The organism is Inquilinus sp. KBS0705, assembly GCA_005938025.2.
Taxonomy (GTDB): Bacteria; Bacteroidota; Bacteroidia; order Sphingobacteriales; family Sphingobacteriaceae; genus Mucilaginibacter.
Window position 1 is genome coordinate 272,015 of record VCCI02000001.1, and the last position, 18,876, is coordinate 290,890.

Annotated in this window: 12 protein-coding genes; 11 read left to right on the plus strand and 1 reads right to left on the minus strand. The window is 40.8% G+C overall.

What is annotated here, in order from left to right; genetic code table 11:
- Positions 1-9 precede the first annotated feature (9 nt).
- The 6 genes from FFF34_001280 to FFF34_001305 all read left to right on the plus strand — a co-directional run bounded on the left by FFF34_001280 (position 10) and on the right by FFF34_001305 (position 7,779).
- Entirely contained in the window at positions 10-2,244 is a 2,235-nt protein-coding gene (locus FFF34_001280; GenBank protein TSD66061.1) for a sensor histidine kinase, read from the plus strand.
- Positions 2,245-2,290: 46 nt separating this feature from the next.
- The gene (locus FFF34_001285) at positions 2,291-4,690 is read left to right on the plus strand and encodes a phenylalanine--tRNA ligase subunit beta (protein TSD66062.1); all 2,400 of its coding nucleotides are present in this window, start codon (positions 2,291-2,293) and stop codon (positions 4,688-4,690) included.
- A 105-nt stretch (positions 4,691-4,795) separates the two neighbouring features.
- Positions 4,796-5,086 carry a hypothetical protein gene (locus FFF34_001290; protein ID TSD66063.1) on the plus strand — a complete coding sequence of 97 codons (291 nt, stop codon included), beginning with the start codon at positions 4,796-4,798 and terminating at the stop codon, positions 5,084-5,086.
- Positions 5,087-5,107: 21 nt separating this feature from the next.
- The gene (gene zapA, locus FFF34_001295) at positions 5,108-5,401 is read left to right on the plus strand and encodes a cell division protein ZapA (GenBank protein ID TSD66064.1); all 294 of its coding nucleotides are present in this window, start codon (positions 5,108-5,110) and stop codon (positions 5,399-5,401) included.
- 223 nt (positions 5,402-5,624) lie between these two features.
- Positions 5,625-7,190, plus strand: a complete 1,566-nt coding sequence (rny, locus tag FFF34_001300) for a ribonuclease Y (protein ID TSD66065.1) — start codon at positions 5,625-5,627, stop codon at positions 7,188-7,190.
- A 55-nt stretch (positions 7,191-7,245) separates the two neighbouring features.
- Positions 7,246-7,779: a hypothetical protein gene (locus FFF34_001305; GenBank protein ID TSD66066.1), complete on the plus strand. Its 534-nt coding sequence runs from the start codon at positions 7,246-7,248 to the stop codon at positions 7,777-7,779.
- A 15-nt stretch (positions 7,780-7,794) separates the two neighbouring features.
- Here FFF34_001305 and FFF34_001310 read toward each other — a convergent pair whose 3' ends face one another.
- Positions 7,795-9,549, minus strand: coding sequence for a lysophospholipid acyltransferase family protein (locus FFF34_001310; protein TSD66067.1), 1,755 nt, complete (start codon positions 9,547-9,549; stop codon positions 7,795-7,797).
- Between the two features lie 64 nt (positions 9,550-9,613).
- Between FFF34_001310 and FFF34_001315 the strand changes: the two genes are divergently transcribed.
- The 5 genes from FFF34_001315 to FFF34_001335 all read left to right on the plus strand — a co-directional run bounded on the left by FFF34_001315 (position 9,614) and on the right by FFF34_001335 (position 18,874).
- Complete coding sequence (locus tag FFF34_001315; protein TSD66068.1) at positions 9,614-10,264, plus strand: hypothetical protein; 651 nt, start codon at positions 9,614-9,616, stop codon at positions 10,262-10,264.
- Positions 10,261-10,791, plus strand: a complete 531-nt coding sequence (locus FFF34_001320) for an adenine phosphoribosyltransferase (GenBank protein TSD66069.1) — start codon at positions 10,261-10,263, stop codon at positions 10,789-10,791. Before FFF34_001315 ends, FFF34_001320 begins: the two co-directional genes overlap by 4 nt.
- 244 nt (positions 10,792-11,035) lie before the next feature.
- Positions 11,036-13,495, plus strand: a complete 2,460-nt coding sequence (locus FFF34_001325) for a glycoside hydrolase family 31 protein (GenBank protein ID TSD66070.1) — start codon at positions 11,036-11,038, stop codon at positions 13,493-13,495.
- 289 nt (positions 13,496-13,784) lie between these two features.
- Positions 13,785-15,404, plus strand: coding sequence for a tetratricopeptide repeat protein (locus tag FFF34_001330; GenBank protein ID TSD66071.1), 1,620 nt, complete (start codon positions 13,785-13,787; stop codon positions 15,402-15,404).
- A gap of 434 nt (positions 15,405-15,838) precedes the next feature.
- Complete coding sequence (locus FFF34_001335) at positions 15,839-18,874, plus strand: SusC/RagA family TonB-linked outer membrane protein (GenBank protein ID TSD66072.1); 3,036 nt, start codon at positions 15,839-15,841, stop codon at positions 18,872-18,874.
- Positions 18,875-18,876 lie beyond the last annotated feature (2 nt).

An 18,876-nucleotide genomic window follows, 5' to 3' on the forward strand; every position in this document is an offset into this window, starting at 1 on the left:
TAACTACTATTGAAACCTTCATTTGCTTTTTTTGTCATTATCACCCTTACCTGTACACGGGTATTGGCTGGGCAGCAAAGCCCTGCAATTGATAGTTTAAAAAAGCAGATTGCACCAGCGGTATTATACCCCGATACTAACGCTGTTAATCGCCTAAACCAACTCGCCGAAGCTTATTTTGAATCGCAGCCGGATAGTACAGTGTATTATGCCAACGAGGCCATAAGGATTGCAAAACAGATTGATTATAAAAAAGGCATGGCCGCTGCCTATATACAACTGGCGCTGGTAAATACCTTTAAAAGTCAATATCAAGCATCGCAAAGCAATTTTAACAAGGCGGCACAGCTTTATCAACAGGTTAATAACCAGGCAGGCGTAAGCGAAGCGTATATAGGTCTTGGGCGTGTACAGGATTACCTGGGCAATTACGATAGCGCCATAGCTGTTTTTAACCGCGCGCTAAGCATCCGCCAAAAATTGCGCAATCGGCTTGATATTGCCCACTGTTATGCCATAATGGGCATTACTTACGATAATAAGGGCGAGTTAAGCAAGGCGCTTGATTACTATTTTAAATCGCTTAAAATTGATATTGAATATAAAGACGAACTGGCCGAAGCAGATAACTATAACAATATTGGTGTAGTACTGCAACACCTGGAGCTAAATGATAAAGCGCTCATTTATTTTGATAAGGCGCTAAAAATATGGAAGCGGCAAAACGACCTGCAAGGGATTAGTACCATTTACCAAAACGTTGGCGAAGTGCTGATGGACAATAAGGATTATAAAGCGGCCTTTGCGCACTTTAGGCAGGCATCGGCAATTTACCATAAACTGGGCGATCAGGAAGGTATAAGCCTTATTTATTACAACTTTGGCTTATACCATTATTATACTAAACAGCCCGACTCGGCTATTTATTTTCTTAACCTGTCTTTACAATCGGCATCAAAAAACCAGATAAAATATAACAAGGCATATGCTTACCTGGGCCTTGCCATGGTTTACAACCTGACAACTAATTATAAAAAAGCCTTAAGCAATGCCTTGTTGGCACAAACCATGGCTAACGACCTGGGCAGTATTAATGCCAAGGCCGATGCAACCCTGCAGGTAAGCAAAGCCTTTGCTGGGTTAAAACAGTTTGAAAAAGCATATGGCCAGCACCAGTTATATGTAGCCCTAACCGATAGCCTTAAAAACAGCGAAAGCGTACAGAAGCTCGTGTCGTATAATATGGCTTTAGATTTTGAAAAAAGCCAGGCAGCTGCCGTACGCCTTCAGCAACAAAAAGAGGTATATCTGCAACAAAAAATAACTCAAAAAACAACTGCTAACCTTATATACGCTGCAATAATTGTAATAATGGCCACCATGCTTGTTTTTTATTATAATGCCAAACGCAAGCAGCTTAAGGCTTACAAGTTAATAACCCAAAAAAACAACGAAGTGCAAAAGCAACAAGCCGATTTAAGGGTGCAGGCAGGCAAGTTAAACGAATTGAATATTTTAAAAGATCGCCTGATATCTGTTTTAGCGCACGACCTCCGCGCACCGCTTAGCACTCTAAGGGGCATGTTTTCGTTAATTACCACAAAGGATATCAGTCAGGCCGAATTTTCTGATATGGTACCTGTGGTATACGGTAAGCTAAGGCACACATCCGACTTTTTGGACACCCTGTTGTTTTGGATAAATAGCCAGGTTGACGATGTTATTATAACTACCAAAAGCTTTTGCCTGTGCGACCTGGTAAAACAGGAACTGGTGTATCTGGAAGATCAGCTTAAGCGAAAAAACATTACCCCAGTCAATACCGTTTACTCAGGCCATATTGTTTTGGCTGACCCAAATTCTATCCGCATAGTTATTCATAACTACTTAACCAATGCTATTAAGTTTTCTCACGAGAACAGCATTATCGAAATATCGGCAAAAATAATCGACGGCGAAAAAATAGACTTTAGTGTGAAAGACCATGGCATGGGTTTGACACCGCAACAGCTTAACAGCCTGTTTAAAAGCAAACTTATCAGCAGCCCGGGTACACTAAACGAAGTAGGCACCGGCATGGGCCTGGTTTTTTGTAAAGATCTGATAGAAAAATATGATGGTACCATATGGGCAAAAAGCACATTAGGCCACGGAGCCGAGTTTGGCTTTACACTGGCTGCAGATACCGAACAGATAAAAAAGGCCAAAAGTGTAGTTCCACCATCCGAAATTGAAAATCCGTAATTCGAAATAACATCTTTCGCCTCCAAATCCTATCTTTGCCGTTATAATGAAGATATCTTACAACTGGCTTAAAGAATTTATAGATACCAATAAAACTCCTCAAGAGCTGTCGACCATATTAACCGGTACCGGTTTAGAGGTAGAGAGCCTGGAGAAAGTACAGGCCGTACCCGGTGGGCTGGAGGGTTTGGTTATCGGTTATGTAAAAACCTGTATAGATCATCCAAACTCCGACCATTTGCATTTAACTACGGTTGATGTTGGTGGGGCAGAGGACCTATCTATAGTATGCGGTGCTAAAAACGTTGCCGCCGGTCAAAAAGTAGTGGTAGCCACGGTAGGCACTACTGTATACCCAACAATAGGCGAGCCGTTTAAAATAAATAAATCAAAAATACGCGGCGAGGTGTCTGAAGGCATGATATGCGCCGAAGACGAAATAGGCCTGGGTACCGACCACGATGGCATTATGGTATTAGATGCCGATGCCCCCGTTGGCACAGCCGCTAATGACTACTTTAAACTGAACGATGATTATATGTACGAGATAGGCTTAACGCCTAACCGTGCCGACGCCGCATCGCATTTGGGTACCGCGCGCGATATTGCCGCGTTCCTGAAGCTGGGCATCAAAAAACCGGATGTATCGGCTTTTAAAGTAGATAATACCGATAGTAAAATAGAGGTAGTTGTTGAAAATGAACAAGCAAGTCCAAGATATTCAGGACTGACCATATCAGGTGTAGAGGTAAAGGAATCACCGCAGTGGTTAAAAGAGCGTTTAGCTGTAATAGGCGTGCGCAGTATTAATAACATTGTAGATGTTACCAACTATGTTTTGCACGAACTTGGCCAGCCGCTACATGCGTTTGATGCCGCCGCTATAACCGGTAACAAGGTTATTGTAAAGAATGTAGCTGAAGGAACCATATTTAAAACGCTTGATGATGTAGACCGCAAACTAAGCGCCGATGATCTAATGATATGCAATGCTGATGAGGCAATGTGTATTGCGGGTGTGTTTGGCGGTGCCAAATCGGGCGTTAGCACGGCTACAAAAAGTATATTTTTAGAGAGCGCTTACTTTAACTCCGTATCGGTACGTAAAACGGCTAAAAGGCACGGCTTAAAAACTGATGCGTCATTCCGCTTTGAGCGCGGTACCGACCCGAATATGACCGTTTTTGCTTTGAAACGTGCGGCTTTGCTTATACAGCAGGTAGCAGGTGGCAAGGTATCGTCAGAGATATTTGACCATTACCCGGCACCGGTAGCGCCGTTTGAGGTAGAGATCACCTACAAAACCATTGACAGGCTGATAGGTAAGGCCATAGGCAAGGATACTATCAAAAGCATCATCACCGCATTGGATATAGCCATAGTGAATGAGACCGAAGACGGTATTTCCCTAAAAGTGCCCCCATACCGTGTAGATGTAACCCGCGATGTGGATGTGGTGGAGGAAATATTGCGCATTTACGGGTATAACAATATTGAGATACCTACGCAGATACGGGCATCGCTAAATAACTCGGTAAGGCCTGAAAAGGATACTGTGCAAAACCATATATCAGACATACTAAGTGCTAACGGCTTTAACGAGATATTGGCTAATTCGTTAACCAAGCTTAGCTACTCTGATGCCCCCGAACACGCCGTTAAAATAGTGAACCCATTAAGCAGCGATTTGGATGTAATGCGCCAAAGCCTGTTGTTTTCGGGTTTAGAGGCTATCGCTTACAATCAAAACCGCCGTGTTGCCGATTTAAAACTTTACGAATTTGGTAAGATATACAGCTTCGTAGATGGTAAATATATTGAAGCGCAACGCTTTTCGGTTTTCATGACGGGAGCTATCGCCGGCGAGCAGTGGAATCACAAACAAACCGCCGCCGGCTTTTACAACCTAAAGGCGATAGTAGATGGATTACTAAAAAAACTAAACATTACTGATTACACAGTAGACGATACAACCGCCAGCGGGCTTACCTACGGCCTGCAATACCTTCGCGGTAGTAAAGTATTGGTGAGCTTTGGCTCGGTTGCGCCAGCAGCTTTAAAAAAGGCCGATGTAGAGAAGGAAGTGTTTTATGCCGACTTTGATTTTGACGCGATATTAAAGCTGGTTCGCAAAAATGTTATTATTTACCAGGAAGTATCAAAATTTCCTGCCGTAAGGCGCGATTTGAGTATGTTAATAGATAAATCGGTATCATTTGGCCAGTTAAAACAAATAGCGGTAAAAACCGATAAAAAGCTTTTAAAAGAAGTGAACGTATTTGACGTTTACCAGGGCGATAAACTGCCGGAGGGTAAAAAATCGTATGCGCTGAGCTTTATTTTGCAGGACACCGAAAAAACTTTAACAGATAAAGCGATTGATGCCCTGATGCAAAAATTAATTTATAATTTAGGCAAGGAAGCAGGAGCGGAGATAAGGAAGTAAATTCTAAAACTTAAGTTCTAAACTCTAAAATTAGTTTCCTCTGAAACTTAGAGTTTAGTGTTTACTTTTTTAGAATTTAGTATTTAGAGTTTAGAATTTTAATAAATGGCCTCAACAGCAGAACAATTAAATAAAGTTGTAGAAAAAACCGAGCGCTTGATTGAGCTTTGTGCTGCTTTGCAGGAAGAAAATGACCTGCTTAAACTGGAAAGCGAGGCATTAAACGTGGCCCTTAAAGCCAGTACAAACAAAACAAAAGACCTTGAGGAGAAGCTTCGTGTATTGAAGCTGGCAAAGTCGTTTTCAGAAACAAATGAAAAAAGTGTTGACATTAAGCAAAAAATTAACGACTTTGTGCAGGAAATAGATAAGTGTATTGTATTGCTGAAAAAGTAATACAAAAAGTGAAAAGCTCAAATGGGAGAAATCTCAATAAAAATAAATATTGCTGACAGAGTTTACCCCTTAAAGGTAAACATGGAAGAGGAAGAAATTATACGACGGGCAGCCAAACTGATAAACGACCGCATAAAGGAGTATCAGGAAAATTATGCGGTTAGGGATAAACAGGATCTGCTTTCGATGTGTGTGCTGCATTATGCAACATCATCATTAAAGGCAGATAAAAAGGTAACTACAGATGATTCTGAAGTATCGGAAAAGGTTTATCACTTAGATCATTTGCTGACTGAATTTTTTTCTAAACAATAACGTTCTTATACATACAAACAGAGCATTATTAAGATTTAACCGCAGTTAAATTTTAAGTTTCACTATTAAAAACTTAACGCTTCAATATCTACGGATCAAAGAGGCATGCGTTGATCGTGAATTTTACGGTAACCCGTGATTCCTAACCATCCGACCAGAAGTTTTAACAATACATGACACTTAGAAGTTTAGTTGCGGTTTTTTTATTTATATAACCTAAAAGATGAACACATTCTTATACCTGATTATTGGGCTCCTTGTTGGTGTCCCCACCGGCATAGTCATAGGTCGTTTCCTGCTGAGGAAACTTTTTAAAGACCAGGAAATTGGCGCCCAAAACAAAGTAAAAAAGATATTAAAAGAGGCAGAGAACAACGCCGAGATATTAAAGAAGAACCGCCTTTTAGAAGCAAAAGAAAAGTTTTTGCAAATGAAGGCTGAACATGAGCAGGAAATAAATGCTAAAAACAACGTCCTTAACCAGCGCGAGAACGGTATTAAACAAAAGGAGCAATCCTTTAACCAAAAACTGGAGAACTTAAACCGTAAAGAAGCGGAGATTGATGGTGTACGCAAAAAGCTGGAGCAGCAAACCGAAATTGTTATTAAAAAACAAGAAGAGGTTGATATACTTAAAAATCAGCATGTGCAGCAGTTAGAAACCATAGCTGGCCTATCGGCCGAGGATGCTAAAAACCAACTGGTAGATAACCTGCGCGAAGAAGCACGTAGCAAGGCTATGGCGCAAATAAAAGATATTGTTGACGAAGCCAAGCTAACCGCTACCAAAGAAGCTAAAAAGATAGTTATACAAACCATACAGCGTACCGCTACCGAAAGTGCCATTGAGAACACCGTATCAATATTTAATATAGAGAACGACGAGATAAAGGGCCGCATTATTGGTCGCGAGGGACGTAATATACGCGCGCTGGAAGCAGCAACCGGTATAGAAATTATTGTGGATGATACCCCTGAGGCTATTATCCTATCGGGATTTGACCCGGTAAGACGCGAGATTGCCCGTTTGGCTATGCACCGTTTGGTAACAGATGGCCGTATACACCCTGCCCGTATTGAGGAAGTGGTAGCCAAAACTAAAAAGCAGATAGAGGAAGAAATTGTAGAGATAGGCGAACGCACCGTTATCGATCTTGGTATCAACGGGCTTCACCCTGAATTGATAAGAATGGTGGGGCGTATGCGTTACCGTTCGTCATACGGGCAAAACCTGTTGCAGCACTCGCGAGAGGTTGCTAACTTTTGCGCTACTATGGCTGCCGAATTAGGCCTTAACGTAAAACTGGCCAAACGCGCGGGCTTATTGCACGATATTGGTAAAGTACCTGATGATAACCCCGAACTGCCGCACGCTATATTAGGCATGCAACTGGCCGAAAAATATAAAGAACACCCCGAAGTGTGTAACGCCATTGGCGCCCACCACGACGAGGTTGAGATGACATCAATGCTGTCGCCAATCATACAGGTGTGTGACGCTATATCAGGCGCAAGGCCGGGTGCACGCCGCGAGGTGGTAGAAAGTTACATTAAACGCTTAAAAGAGCTTGAGGAGCTTGCATTATCGTACCCTGGCGTCGAAAAAACATTCGCTATACAGGCCGGCCGCGAGCTGCGTGTTGTAGTAGAAAGCGAAAAAATATCTGATGCACAGTCGGAAATACTGGCGGCAGATATATCAAACCGTATACAAACAGAAATGACCTACCCTGGCCAGATAAAGGTGACCGTAATACGCGAAACCCGCTCGGTAGCATTTGCTAAATAATTAAAAGCCTCACCAAACCCTCTCCTCAAGGAGAGGGCTTTTTTGTTTTAGGACCATGGCTAAATCAAATTTTAAAGAAATAAAACTTACTCCAACAGAAGAATTGCGCCCTATAGAGGTGTACTTTAAGCGCCTGGACGATACTCACCAAAACCCAACCAACCGCCTGCTGGCCTGGTTATGTGTGCCCTTGTTGGTATTTGGCCTGTTTGGTATAGCCTGGGGCTTGCCATTCCCTAATTTACAGTTTATGGGGCCTTACAATGTGTATTTTAACTGGGCATCGTTTTTTATAGCGTTCGCGGTATACTTTTACCTTAAACTATCGCCTCTTTTGTCTTATTTCTTTCTGTTTGTGCTAATGGTGTTTAGCTACGGGGTAATGAGGCTTGCCGGATGGCAACAAGCCGGCGGCATACCCTTATGGATATTAAGTTGCTTGATAACACTGTTTGCCTTGGGCGGCCTGTATATAGGTAGCCAAATGGAAGCTAAAAGGCAATCGTTAAAAACTACGGCCGAATTAGTACTCGTTAGCCCACTTTGGGTGCTTTATACCGCATTAAAACGGTTTAAGATAAAGTATTAATCAATGGCAGATATCCTACAGGTTTTTACCCAGTTTCTCTAATATATCCGCAGGTACTTTTTGCAGGTCAAGCACCAGGAAACCATCCAGACAGTCGGCAAACTTAGGGTCGATATTAAAGCTGATGATTTTGGCATTAAGCGCGATATATTGGCGCAGCAGCACGGGCACCTTCATGTTGTGCGTCTCAATTTCCGATATCAGGTTATCCAACCCTTTAAAGCTATCACCGCCCGATAGTAGCAGGTCGGTATCTATATTTTCAAAATTAACCTTAAACTTCTTGCGCGGCTTTACATACTGCGCCATATCGTGGTCAAAATGGTTACGGTTAATATAATCTACGATCAGTGATTTAGAAAACTGCGAGAAGGAGTTGCTGATGCTTACAGGCCCTATCAGGTAACGGTAGCGGGGGTTATCTATCAAGAATTTTAAAATGCCCTTCCACAGTAAAAATAGGGGCAGGGGTTTGGTTTGGTACTCTTTGCGTATCCACGAGCGGCCAAGTTCAAGGCTTTTTTTAAGTACAGGCGTAAACTGTTCCTTTAGCTTAAATAATTCATTTATATAAAAGCCTTTTTTACCAACACCGTAAAATATCTCGTCGCCCAGGCCTATGCGATACGCACCGACTATCATTTTGGCTTCCATATCCCAAATAAACAGGTGATGGTAGTAAATATCGTATTCATCCAGGTCGGTAGCCTTGTTGGTACCTTCGCCCACCTCCCTAAAAGTGATCTCGCGCAGGCGGCCTATCTCGCGTATGGTACAAGGTATCATAGCAGTAGGGGTAATAAACACCTCGTAGTTCTTTTCGGTCCAAACTTTGTAACTCTCACGCAGCGGGGCTATCTCTTTTTCAAGCTTGTCGGCGGTAGTTTCGGGTACAATGGCCTCGGGCAGCTTTTTAATTTTAAATAGATTGCGCGGGTTAAATATCTTCTTTTCCTCTTCAAGCCCTGCGCCTAATGCGTAGGTTTTGGCACGCAGATAGTTTAATATTTTGGTGCTGTTGGTATTGTCGGGGATATCTTCAACCTTTATGGGTTTGCCAATACGCAGTTTAATTGTTTCGCCTTGTTTATTAAACAGCTCTGATGGTAGTTTAGCCGTGCGCAAGGCAGGGTGTATCATGCTAAGCAGGTTAAACAGCAAACCGTTATTGCCATGAAAATAAATAGGCACCACCGGCACTTTAGCCTTAGCTATTATCTTACCTACTACAGGGTGCCAAAGCCTGTCTGTAACCTCTTTTTGCTCTAACTTAAAGGTGGATACCTCGCCAGCCGGGAATATGCCTATAGGCGTTCCGTTATGCAGTAATTCAAGCGTGTTTTTTAGGCCGCTTATGCTTGACGAGTGTTCTACATTTTCAAACGGGTTTACGGCAATAAAGTAATCGCTAAGGTTGGGTATCTTTTTAAGCAGAAAGTTGGCCATCAGTTTAGCATCGGGCCTTACCATGCACAATATCTTTAATAGTACCATACCCTCTATACCGCCGTAGGGGTGGTTTGCAATGGCAATAAAGCTGCCATCTTTGGGTATGTTACGTAACTCACGTTCGTCGAATTCAACTTCGATGCCGCAGCCTTTTAAAATGGCATCAACAAACTCGGGGCCTTGTTTGGGCTGTGCCTGGGCAAACAACTCATTTACCTGGTTAATTTTCATCAGTTCCATCAACAAGGATGCAAGACCGGGCATTTTCAGCTTATCCAGTTTGGTGGCTTTGGCAAATTCTTCGGTGGTTATTATTTTCATCCTGCGTATAAACGGAATAAATATCTCGAAAATTATTTAATTTACCCCCTATTAGGGTATTGTTATGAAAGCGCGCATCAAAAACTACATGTCACTTACCAAAAAGGAGTGGAACGGAATTACTGTGCTGCTGGTATTGATAACTTTGGTATTGGCTGCGCCATATATTTACCAAAGCCTGCGCAAAGATAATACAATAAACCCTAATGAGTTTAATGCGGCTATAGCGCAGTTAAATAATGCTAACAAGGCTAACGTTAAAACAGGTGCAAGTAACAAAGCAGGTACAGGGAAAGCCGCGCCATTTAAAACAAATATTGTGGTTGAGCTTAATTCGGCAGATTCGGCCGGGCTTACAAGGGTGGTGGGCATAGGCCCCTCATTTGCCAAACGTATTATTTACTACCGCGAAAGATTAGGCGGCTTTGTAAATAAAGAACAGCTAAAAGAAGTATATGGCCTTGATGAGTTGAAATATAACGAAATAAAAGACCAGCTAAAAGTTAACCCCTCACGCATCCGTAAAGTAAACATTAACACTATTACTTTTGATAAGCTAAGGCTGATGCCTTACTTAAATTATAAACAGGTAAACGCCATAATTGAATATCGCAAACAGCATGGCGAGTATACTAATATCTCCGACTTGCAAAATATTGCCATTATTGATGATGGAATTTTGCGTAAAATTGAGCCTTATTTAAGTTTTAAATGATAGAGCAGCAAATAAAGAGCGCTATTCGCGATGTGCACGATTTCCCGAAACCGGGTATTGTATTTAAAGATATCACACCTATTTTAAAAGACCCGGCTTTGTGCCAAAACATTGTGGACGCCTTTGCCGAGGGGTTGAAAGATATCGCCATTGATGCTGTTGCGGGGGTAGAAAGCCGCGGGTTTTTATTCGGATTAACCTTAGCTACCCGCTTAGGTGTCCCTTTTATACCTGTGCGTAAGGCTGGTAAGCTGCCCCATGCCATTAAACAAAAGGTATACGAATTAGAATATGGCACCGCCACTATTGAAATACACACTGATGCCTTTAAACCCGGCGACAGGATATTAATACACGACGACCTTTTAGCAACGGGAGGCACAGTTACGGCAACCAGCCAATTGGTGCAGGAGATGGGTGGTATAGTTGCCGGTTTTAGTTTTGTTGTGGGTCTTGGCTTTTTAAAAGGCTTACAGAAGATATCGCCTATAACTAATAATGTTTTGGTGTTAGCTAATTATCAATAAAACAGGCCAACTACTTATAATAAAGCATTATATTTTTTTAACACTATTTTCCAAAAAACCCTTAATGCAGGTCAATTTAGCGGTTTTTGTATTATAAAAAATCAATAAACTTTTTAAAAGATAGGCTGCGCAGTAAAACTGTTATAATTTCATCAAAAATATACGAAGGCTAAAACCGGCTTTTGTACAAAGTTAAATGTAATACCAATACGCATTTAATAATTTGATAAACCATTATTACAAAATGAACTGTATTAAACGCTGCCTTATTGCTGTAACTTTTATTGCTGTTACACAGCCTGTATTTGCCCAAAGCCCGGTTAAAAAAGTAGGCAAGGTTACAGGTGTAACGATTAACAACCAGGAAATTGCCATCACTACCGAAAATGCTTTTGTAAAGCTAATGGTTTACAGCCCCAACATTATAAGGGTGCGTATGGATAAAAAGGAGTTGGGCGAAGATTTCTCCTATGCCGTTATTGCACAGCCCGTAACTACCAAAGTAAGTGTTACCCAAAATAACGATGAGATAAACCTTACAACCGACTCGCTTAGGGTAAACATCCGCAAAAACCCGTATCAAATAACTTTTAGCAATTTAGCGGGCGAGGTAATTAACCAGGACGAGCCGGGATTAACAACTTCATGGGTAAACGAATCGGTGACCACTTACAAAAAAATGCAGGATGGTGAGCATTTTATTGGCCTCGGCGAAAAAACAGGCCCGTTGGACCGTAAAGGCAATGCCTACACCAACTGGAACAGCGATACCTATGCATATACAACCGGGCAGGACCCCATATACTCTACCATACCGTTTTATATAGGTGTGCACCATAATGTTAACTACGGTATATTTATGGATAACACCTGGCAAAGCGATTTTAATTTTGGTGCCAGTAACAATAGGTTCTCCAGTTTCGGCGCTAAGGGCGGCGAAATGAATTATTACCTTATTTATCATAAGCGTTTAGCAGATATCATTACATCGTACACCAGCCTTACGGGCCGTATGAAAATGCCGCCGCTTTGGAGCCTGGGCTATCAGCAAAACCGTTATAGCTATTACCCACAGGCAGAGGTTTTCCGCATAGCTGAAACCCTGCGCGAGAAAAAGATACCTGCAGACGGCATCACCTTAGATATACACTACATGGATGCCTACAAGGTGTTTTCGTGGAATAAGGACCGTTTCCCCGATCCGCAAGGCATGACTAAAAAGCTAAATGCAATGGGCTTTAAAGTTACTTTAATTGTAGACCCCGGTATTAAGGTGGAGCCTGGCTACGGTGTTTACGACAGAGGATTAAAAGAAAACATTTTTGCAAAGTATCCTGATAGTACTAATTATACTGGGCAAGTTTGGCCCGGCTGGTGCAACTTTCCTGATTTTACTAACCCAAAAGGCCGCGCATGGTGGGGTAGCGAGCTTAAGCAGTATGCAAGCCAGGGCATAAGCGGTATATGGAATGATATGAACGAATTTTCGACATGGGGGCAAAAAGCACCGGATAATATATTGTTTAATTATGAGGGTAAGATAGCCTCCCATCCGCAAATACATAATGTGTATGGTTTAGAGATGATACGGTCGAGCTATGAGGGGTATAAAGCTGCACGTGATAATAAGCGCCCTTTTATTTTAACCCGGTCGGGCTATGCAGGTTTGCAGCGCTATGCAGCTATGTGGACAGGAGATAACCGTGCCGAAAATGACCACATGCTATTAGGCGTAAGGTTATTAAATAGTCTTGGTTTAAGCGGTGTACCGTTCACGGGGATGGATGTAGGAGGCTTTACCGGCGGTGCATCGCCATCACTATATGCCAGGTGGATGCAGATCGGTGCTTTCAACCCATATTTCCGTAACCACTCGGGTATCAATTCAAAAGCATCCGAGCCATGGGCATACGGAGAAGAGGTTTTAGAGATAACCCGTAATTACATTAACCTGCGTTATAAATTACTGCCTTACCTGTATTCTACCTTTTACGAGGCTACCCAAACAGGTAAACCGGTTATGCGATCGTTAACTATTGATTATACACACGATGAAAACGTGTATAACGGGCTTTACGAAAACCAGTATATGTTTGGCGGCTCGTTTTTGGTTTTTGCGTTTGATGGAGTAACCAATTATGGTAAACTATATTTCCCGGCAGGCAAATGGTATAATTTGTATAGCGGCGAGGTGCAGCAAGGCAATCAAAAAGTAGCAATGGACCTGGGTATGGCAAAATTACCTGTCTATGTTAAAGAAAGCAGTATTATACCGATGCAATCGTTAATACAAACCACTATAGAAAAGCCTACTGATACCTTGTATTTACATGTTTATAAGGGCGATATTAACAACAAGTTTGTTTATTATGAAGACGACGGAGAAAGCTTTGACTATGAAAAAGGTGACTTTTACAAAAGAACAATTAGCTATGATCCGGCTAAAAAGCTGATCACCTTTGGCAAGGCAGAAGGGGCGGCAAAATCGAAATTCAACACCATAAAACTAATGCTGCATGGCTTTGCCGATAATTTGGCGACTAAACTTAACGGTAAGTCTAGCCAGGTAGTTAATGATTTTCAGGCATTGCTGGTACCTATATCAAGGTTTGACCCTACCGGTTTTTCGAACCCTGTAGAAGGTGAAAAGATAAAAAGCATGGTATTAAAGAACGATAGCAACCAGTTTAGTATTAGCTATTAGTTTTAAAGAATTTTAAGTGAACTTATATTAGCCTGTAGCTTATTTATAAGCCACAGGCTTTTTTTTTAAGGTTTTGGTAATAATGTTGGCTTTATTATAATTTCGACGGATAATTAGTAATATTACAATCAGGAAGATTTACCTGTTAATCTAAAATTAAACCTACCGAAAATTACGCGTATGAGGTTGTTGGACAATATTTTCCAACTTCGATTATTATTGTTCCTTAACGGGATTTTTTTGGTTTAATTTATAGTTATTAACTTTCGCCCCTGTTTGTAACCACTATATGAGACTATTTTTGCGGTGTATATTTATTCTGTTTTTGGTATTTCCATCAGCACTTAAAGCTGATAATACCGACAGCCTGCTTACCGTACTAAAAACAGAGATAGCCAGGAAAAACATATACGATAATGCAAAAAAGGCGCGTATTCAAAAGCTAAAACAGCTACAGCACAGCCTTTCAAAAACAGATTACTCGAGGCAGTACGATGTATCCCTTAAGTTGTACGACGAATATAAATCTTACCAGTACGATTCGGCCTATGTGTATGTAAACAAGCTTAAAAACATAAGCCTATCCATGAACGATATGGCGAGGGCGTATTACAGCCAGATTAAGCTTGGTTTTATTTTGCTTTCGTCGGGTATGTTCAAGGAGACCTTCGATAGCATGCGCATGGTAAACGTAAAAATGCTTACCGACTCGATGAAGGTAGAGTATTACTTTATTATGTATCGTTGCAACAGCGATTTAGCCAAGTATAACAGCGATAAATATTTTACGCCCGATTATATAAAAGCAGCTCTTACTTATATCGACTCGGCAATTACTGTAAGTAAGCCCGGCTCGGTTGACGAAATATACTTTAAAGGCTTAAAGCATATTGCAAGTAATGATAATTTTAGTGGCTCGCAGGAACTTAATAAGCTAATAGCTGCCAATGCGCCAATATCTATGCATCTGCGCGCCATGATTACGTGTTCGTTAGGGCAAATTTATATTAACAGCGATGACAAGGAGAGTGGTATAAACTTATTGATACAATCGGCCATTGCCGATATAAAGTCGTCTACTAAAGAAACGGTTGCACTATTCTCACTTGCCGAACAGTTATACAAATCTGGCAATATAAAAGATGCTTACACTTTTATACAATTGGCTAAGGCGGATGCCGATTTTTATGGAGCCCGGCAGCGTAAAATACAAATAGGGGCGATACTGCCATTAATAGCCGCCGAAGAGTTGAATCACTCGGAGAGCGAAAAAAACCGGATAATAGTTTACCTGCTCGCCATCACAGCGCTGGCATCGTTAGTTATATTGTTTTTAATAATGATATATAAGCAATTAGGCAAGCTTAAGCATAAAGAGAAGATAATTGAAGAGCAGAACGTACAGCTAAAAGAGATCAATCACCGCCTTAGCGAGGATGCGCATATTAAAGAAGAATATATAGGGCAGTTTTTTAAGATCATATCAAGCTATATTTTAAAGCTCGAAAAGCTGAAAATGTCAGTAGATACCAAACTATCCATTAAAAAGTACGATGATATAAGGCTTATTATTAATGGTATTAATATCAAAAAGGAGCGTGAAGCACTTTATTACAGCTTCGACCACATTTTTTTAAAGATATTCCCCAACTTTATTTCGGTATTCAATTCCCAGTTTGAAGAGAAAGATCAAATATGGCCCCACGAAAACGAAGTGCTAAATACAGACTTGCGCATATTTGCACTGATACGCATGGGTATTGATGATAATGAAACTATCGCCAAAATATTAGAATACTCGGTAAATACTATTTATGTATACAAAATGCGTATCAAAGCCAAGTCTAAAAACCCCGAACTATTTGAACAGTGTATTATGGACATTAAGGCTGTAAATACACTTGATTAATTTAGCAATGCAAGCGCCGCAATTGCATACTTTAAAAACTTTTTAATGTACTATTTTAACCATTATCAGATAAAAAAAGGTAAAAAACGCTTATATTTTTTAGGGGTATATTTTATTTAACTATCTGATTTTAAGTTATTTATTAAAATAAAATCGTATATTTTTTTGAAAATAACTAAAACTAATAGGGAATAAAGCGCAGGACACACATCTTTGTATAGATATAAAAGTGTTTAATAAGTTTAGCGCTTTGTATTTTGAGCCTTAAGGCCATAAACCAATTTATAACCGATACTTAAGTTTACTTTATTTAAACCCGGGTTAACCCTGCTGTAAAAAACTGAATTGTTGATTTTACGCAAGTAAGTTTAACCGGAAACATTTAGAAGTATTAAAGACCTTTATATAACCAATTTTTAATTAAACCACAAACTATGCAATTTAAACACTTACTCGCATTATGTTTTCTTGCTTTAACCTGCCTTTTTGTTGAGCCGGCATTAGCTCAAAATAAAGTGATAACAGGTAAAGTGACTGACAAAAAAGACGGGTCGCCTTTAATAGGTGTATCTGTAGGCGCTGCCGGCGGTAACGGTACGCTAACAAGCGTTGATGGTACATTCAGATTATCTGTACCTGCCAACACTACCAGTCTTACCTTAACCTACATCGGCTACAAGTCAACTACAGTTACACTTGATGGCCAAACATCATTAAGTGTTACTATGGAATCGGCCAGTACCAGCCTTAACGAGGTTGTAGTAATTGGTTACGGTACCCAGCGCGTGCGCGATGCTACGGGTTCGGTATCATCAGTAGGCCAAAAAGATTTTAACAAGGGGGTTATTGCTACTCCTGACCAGTTATTACAAGGCCGTATTGCTGGTGTACAGGTAACCCCTTCAAGTGGCGAGCCTGGTGCAGGTGCAACTGTAAACATCCGTGGTGCAGGTTCTATCCGTGCTGGTGATGGCCCGCTTTATGTTGTTGATGGTATTCCTTTAGATAATGGTGGTGCTGCATCTGGTGGCTATGGCGTTGGTGCCGGTAGTTCATCTGCACGTAACCCATTATCATTCCTTAATCCAAATGACATCGAAAACATTAGTATATTAAAAGATGCATCATCTGCAGCAATCTACGGTTCACGTGGTGCTAATGGTGTTATTTTAATTACTACCCGTAAAGGCCGTAAAGGTCAGGGCATCCAGTTTTCTGCAAATACAAGTATTGCCAATACTGCTAAACGTTACGATTTGTTAAACCGCGATGAATTTTTAAAAGCGGTGGCAAGTGTAGGCGCTAATGCTGGTCCATCATCAGCAGGTGGTGTTGATTACGGAGGTAACACCGATTGGCAAAAACAAATTTACCGCACTGCAGTATCTCAAAACTATAACTTAGGTTTTGGTGGCGCAAGCAACTCTGGCGGTAACTACCGTGCTTCAATTGGTTATGACGACCAACAAGGTATAGTTCAAAACTCTGCACTAAAACGTCTAAATGCACGTATCAATGCATCACAGGCATTTTTTGGCGAGCGTTTAAGATTCGATCTGCAATCATCTTTTTCAAATGTTAAAGATCAGTTTGCTCCTATTACTAATAACGCAGGTTTTAACGGTAGTTTGGTTGGTGCTGCATTGCAGTTAAACCCTACAGCCCCTGTTTATGATGATAAAGGAAGATTTTTTAACTTAAACGGTTACAATTCTGATGGTTATCCAAATGGTAACAGCTTCCGTAACCCGGTATCGTTGTTAAAACAAATTGATGACAGGGATAACATTAACCGCTACTTGAATAACTTATCAATGACCTTAAGATTAGCTGAAGGCTTATCATACAAAGGCAATATTGGTGCTGATATATCAAACGGTTTAAGAAAAACTTTTTATGACCCTAAAATAGTTGGTTACACCGATGCTATTGGTATTAGGCAAGTAAACTTCCCTTCACCAACAGGTAATGGTACAGGCATCTATCAGTACAACCAGATCAGGAACTATACTACTGAGCATACTGTAAACTATGATAAGAAGTGGAAAGATAACAGCTCGTTAACCGCGTTAGTAGGTTACTCTTACCAAACATTTAAAACATTAAACCGTAATGAATTTGGTTTCGGTACTTCACAACCGGGGGTTTTAGTAAAAGATTACAACGACTTTAAAACACACTTGCCTTACCCGGTAGGTGATACATCAAGCTACAGGTTGCAATCGTATTTTGCACGTGTTAACTATTCTTATAAAGATCGTTACATCTTAACCGGTACAATTCGCCGTGATGGTTCAACCCGTTTTGGTGCAAATAACAAATATGGTAACTTCCCGGCTTTGGCAGCTAAATGGCGCATCAGCAATGAAAGCTTTATGCCTAAAGCAGGTTTCTTTGAAGATTTGGGCTTACGTTTAAACTACGGCCAAACTGGTTACCAGGAAATTCCGTCTTACGCCTCTTTAGATGTTCAGCAACAGCAGAACTTCCCGGGTACTTCGGTTGCTCAGTTATATCAGGGTAACCCTAACCTTAAATGGCAAACCAATACCACTTATGGTGCAGGTTTAGACTTCACTATACTTGCAGGTCGTTTAAGCGGTACAGTAGATTATTTTAACAAGTCAATTAAAGACCTTTTATTCTTCCAGGATATTGCGCAGCCATCTTTGTCATCAAGGATATATGTTAACCTGCCTGCAAAAGTAAATAATAAAGGTGTCGAGGTTACATTAAACTATGCAGCTGTTAAAGGCAATAAATTTACCTGGGATATTGGTTATAACATGACCCTGATCAAAAGCAGTGTAGAAAACTTTGTTGGTCGTAGCATCGTAACAGGTAACATTGATGGTCAAGGTTTATCTGGTGCTTATGCGCAAATTATTGCTAATGGCTATCCGCTTTTCAGCTTTAATGTACCAAACTACGCTGGTTTAGATGCTAATGGTTTCGGTATCTACCCTCAGGGTATTGACGTACTGACCATACAAGGTAGCCCTAACCCTAAATTTACCGCTGGTTTAACCAACAACTTTAATTATGGTAACTGGAACCTGAGCTTTTTCTTAAACGCTGCAACAGGTTTCCAAATTTACAATAACACTGCAAATGCTTTCTTCTATAAAGGCAACCTTGTAAGCGGTCGTAACGTAACTAAAGAAGTAGCTGCAACCAACGAAAGCCCGCTTAACTCTGGTGAAGTATCAACCCGTTTCTTAGAGAAAGGAGATTTCTTAAGACTAAGCAACGCAACTGTAGGTTATACATTCCCGGTTAAAGGTGCTACATTTAAATCATTAAGGGTATCTTTAACAGGCCAAAACCTGTTCCTGATCACCAGCTATAGTGGTTTAGATCCGGAGGTTAATACAGATAAATCAAGAAACGATGTTGCTTCACGAGGTATTGATTATACATCATATCCAAAAGCACGTATTTTTACATTAGGATTAAACGCAAGTTTTTAAAT

What these genes read in the sequence shown, in the direction of transcription:
- FFF34_001285 (TSD66062.1), top strand. Translation starts at nt 2,291, where the DNA reads ATGAAGATATCTTACAACTGGCTTAAAGAATTTATAGATACCAATAAA.
- FFF34_001290 (TSD66063.1), top strand. Translation starts at nt 4,796, where the DNA reads ATGGCCTCAACAGCAGAACAATTAAATAAAGTTGTAGAAAAAACCGAG.
- zapA (TSD66064.1), top strand. Translation starts at nt 5,108, where the DNA reads ATGGGAGAAATCTCAATAAAAATAAATATTGCTGACAGAGTTTACCCC.
- rny (TSD66065.1), top strand. Translation starts at nt 5,625, where the DNA reads ATGAACACATTCTTATACCTGATTATTGGGCTCCTTGTTGGTGTCCCC.
- FFF34_001305 (TSD66066.1), top strand. Translation starts at nt 7,246, where the DNA reads ATGGCTAAATCAAATTTTAAAGAAATAAAACTTACTCCAACAGAAGAA.
- FFF34_001310 (TSD66067.1), bottom strand. Translation starts at nt 9,549, where the DNA reads ATGAAAATAATAACCACCGAAGAATTTGCCAAAGCCACCAAACTGGAT.
- FFF34_001315 (TSD66068.1), top strand. Translation starts at nt 9,614, where the DNA reads ATGAAAGCGCGCATCAAAAACTACATGTCACTTACCAAAAAGGAGTGG.
- FFF34_001320 (TSD66069.1), top strand. Translation starts at nt 10,261, where the DNA reads ATGATAGAGCAGCAAATAAAGAGCGCTATTCGCGATGTGCACGATTTC.
- FFF34_001325 (TSD66070.1), top strand. Translation starts at nt 11,036, where the DNA reads ATGAACTGTATTAAACGCTGCCTTATTGCTGTAACTTTTATTGCTGTT.
- FFF34_001330 (TSD66071.1), top strand. Translation starts at nt 13,785, where the DNA reads ATGAGACTATTTTTGCGGTGTATATTTATTCTGTTTTTGGTATTTCCA.
- FFF34_001335 (TSD66072.1), top strand. Translation starts at nt 15,839, where the DNA reads ATGCAATTTAAACACTTACTCGCATTATGTTTTCTTGCTTTAACCTGC.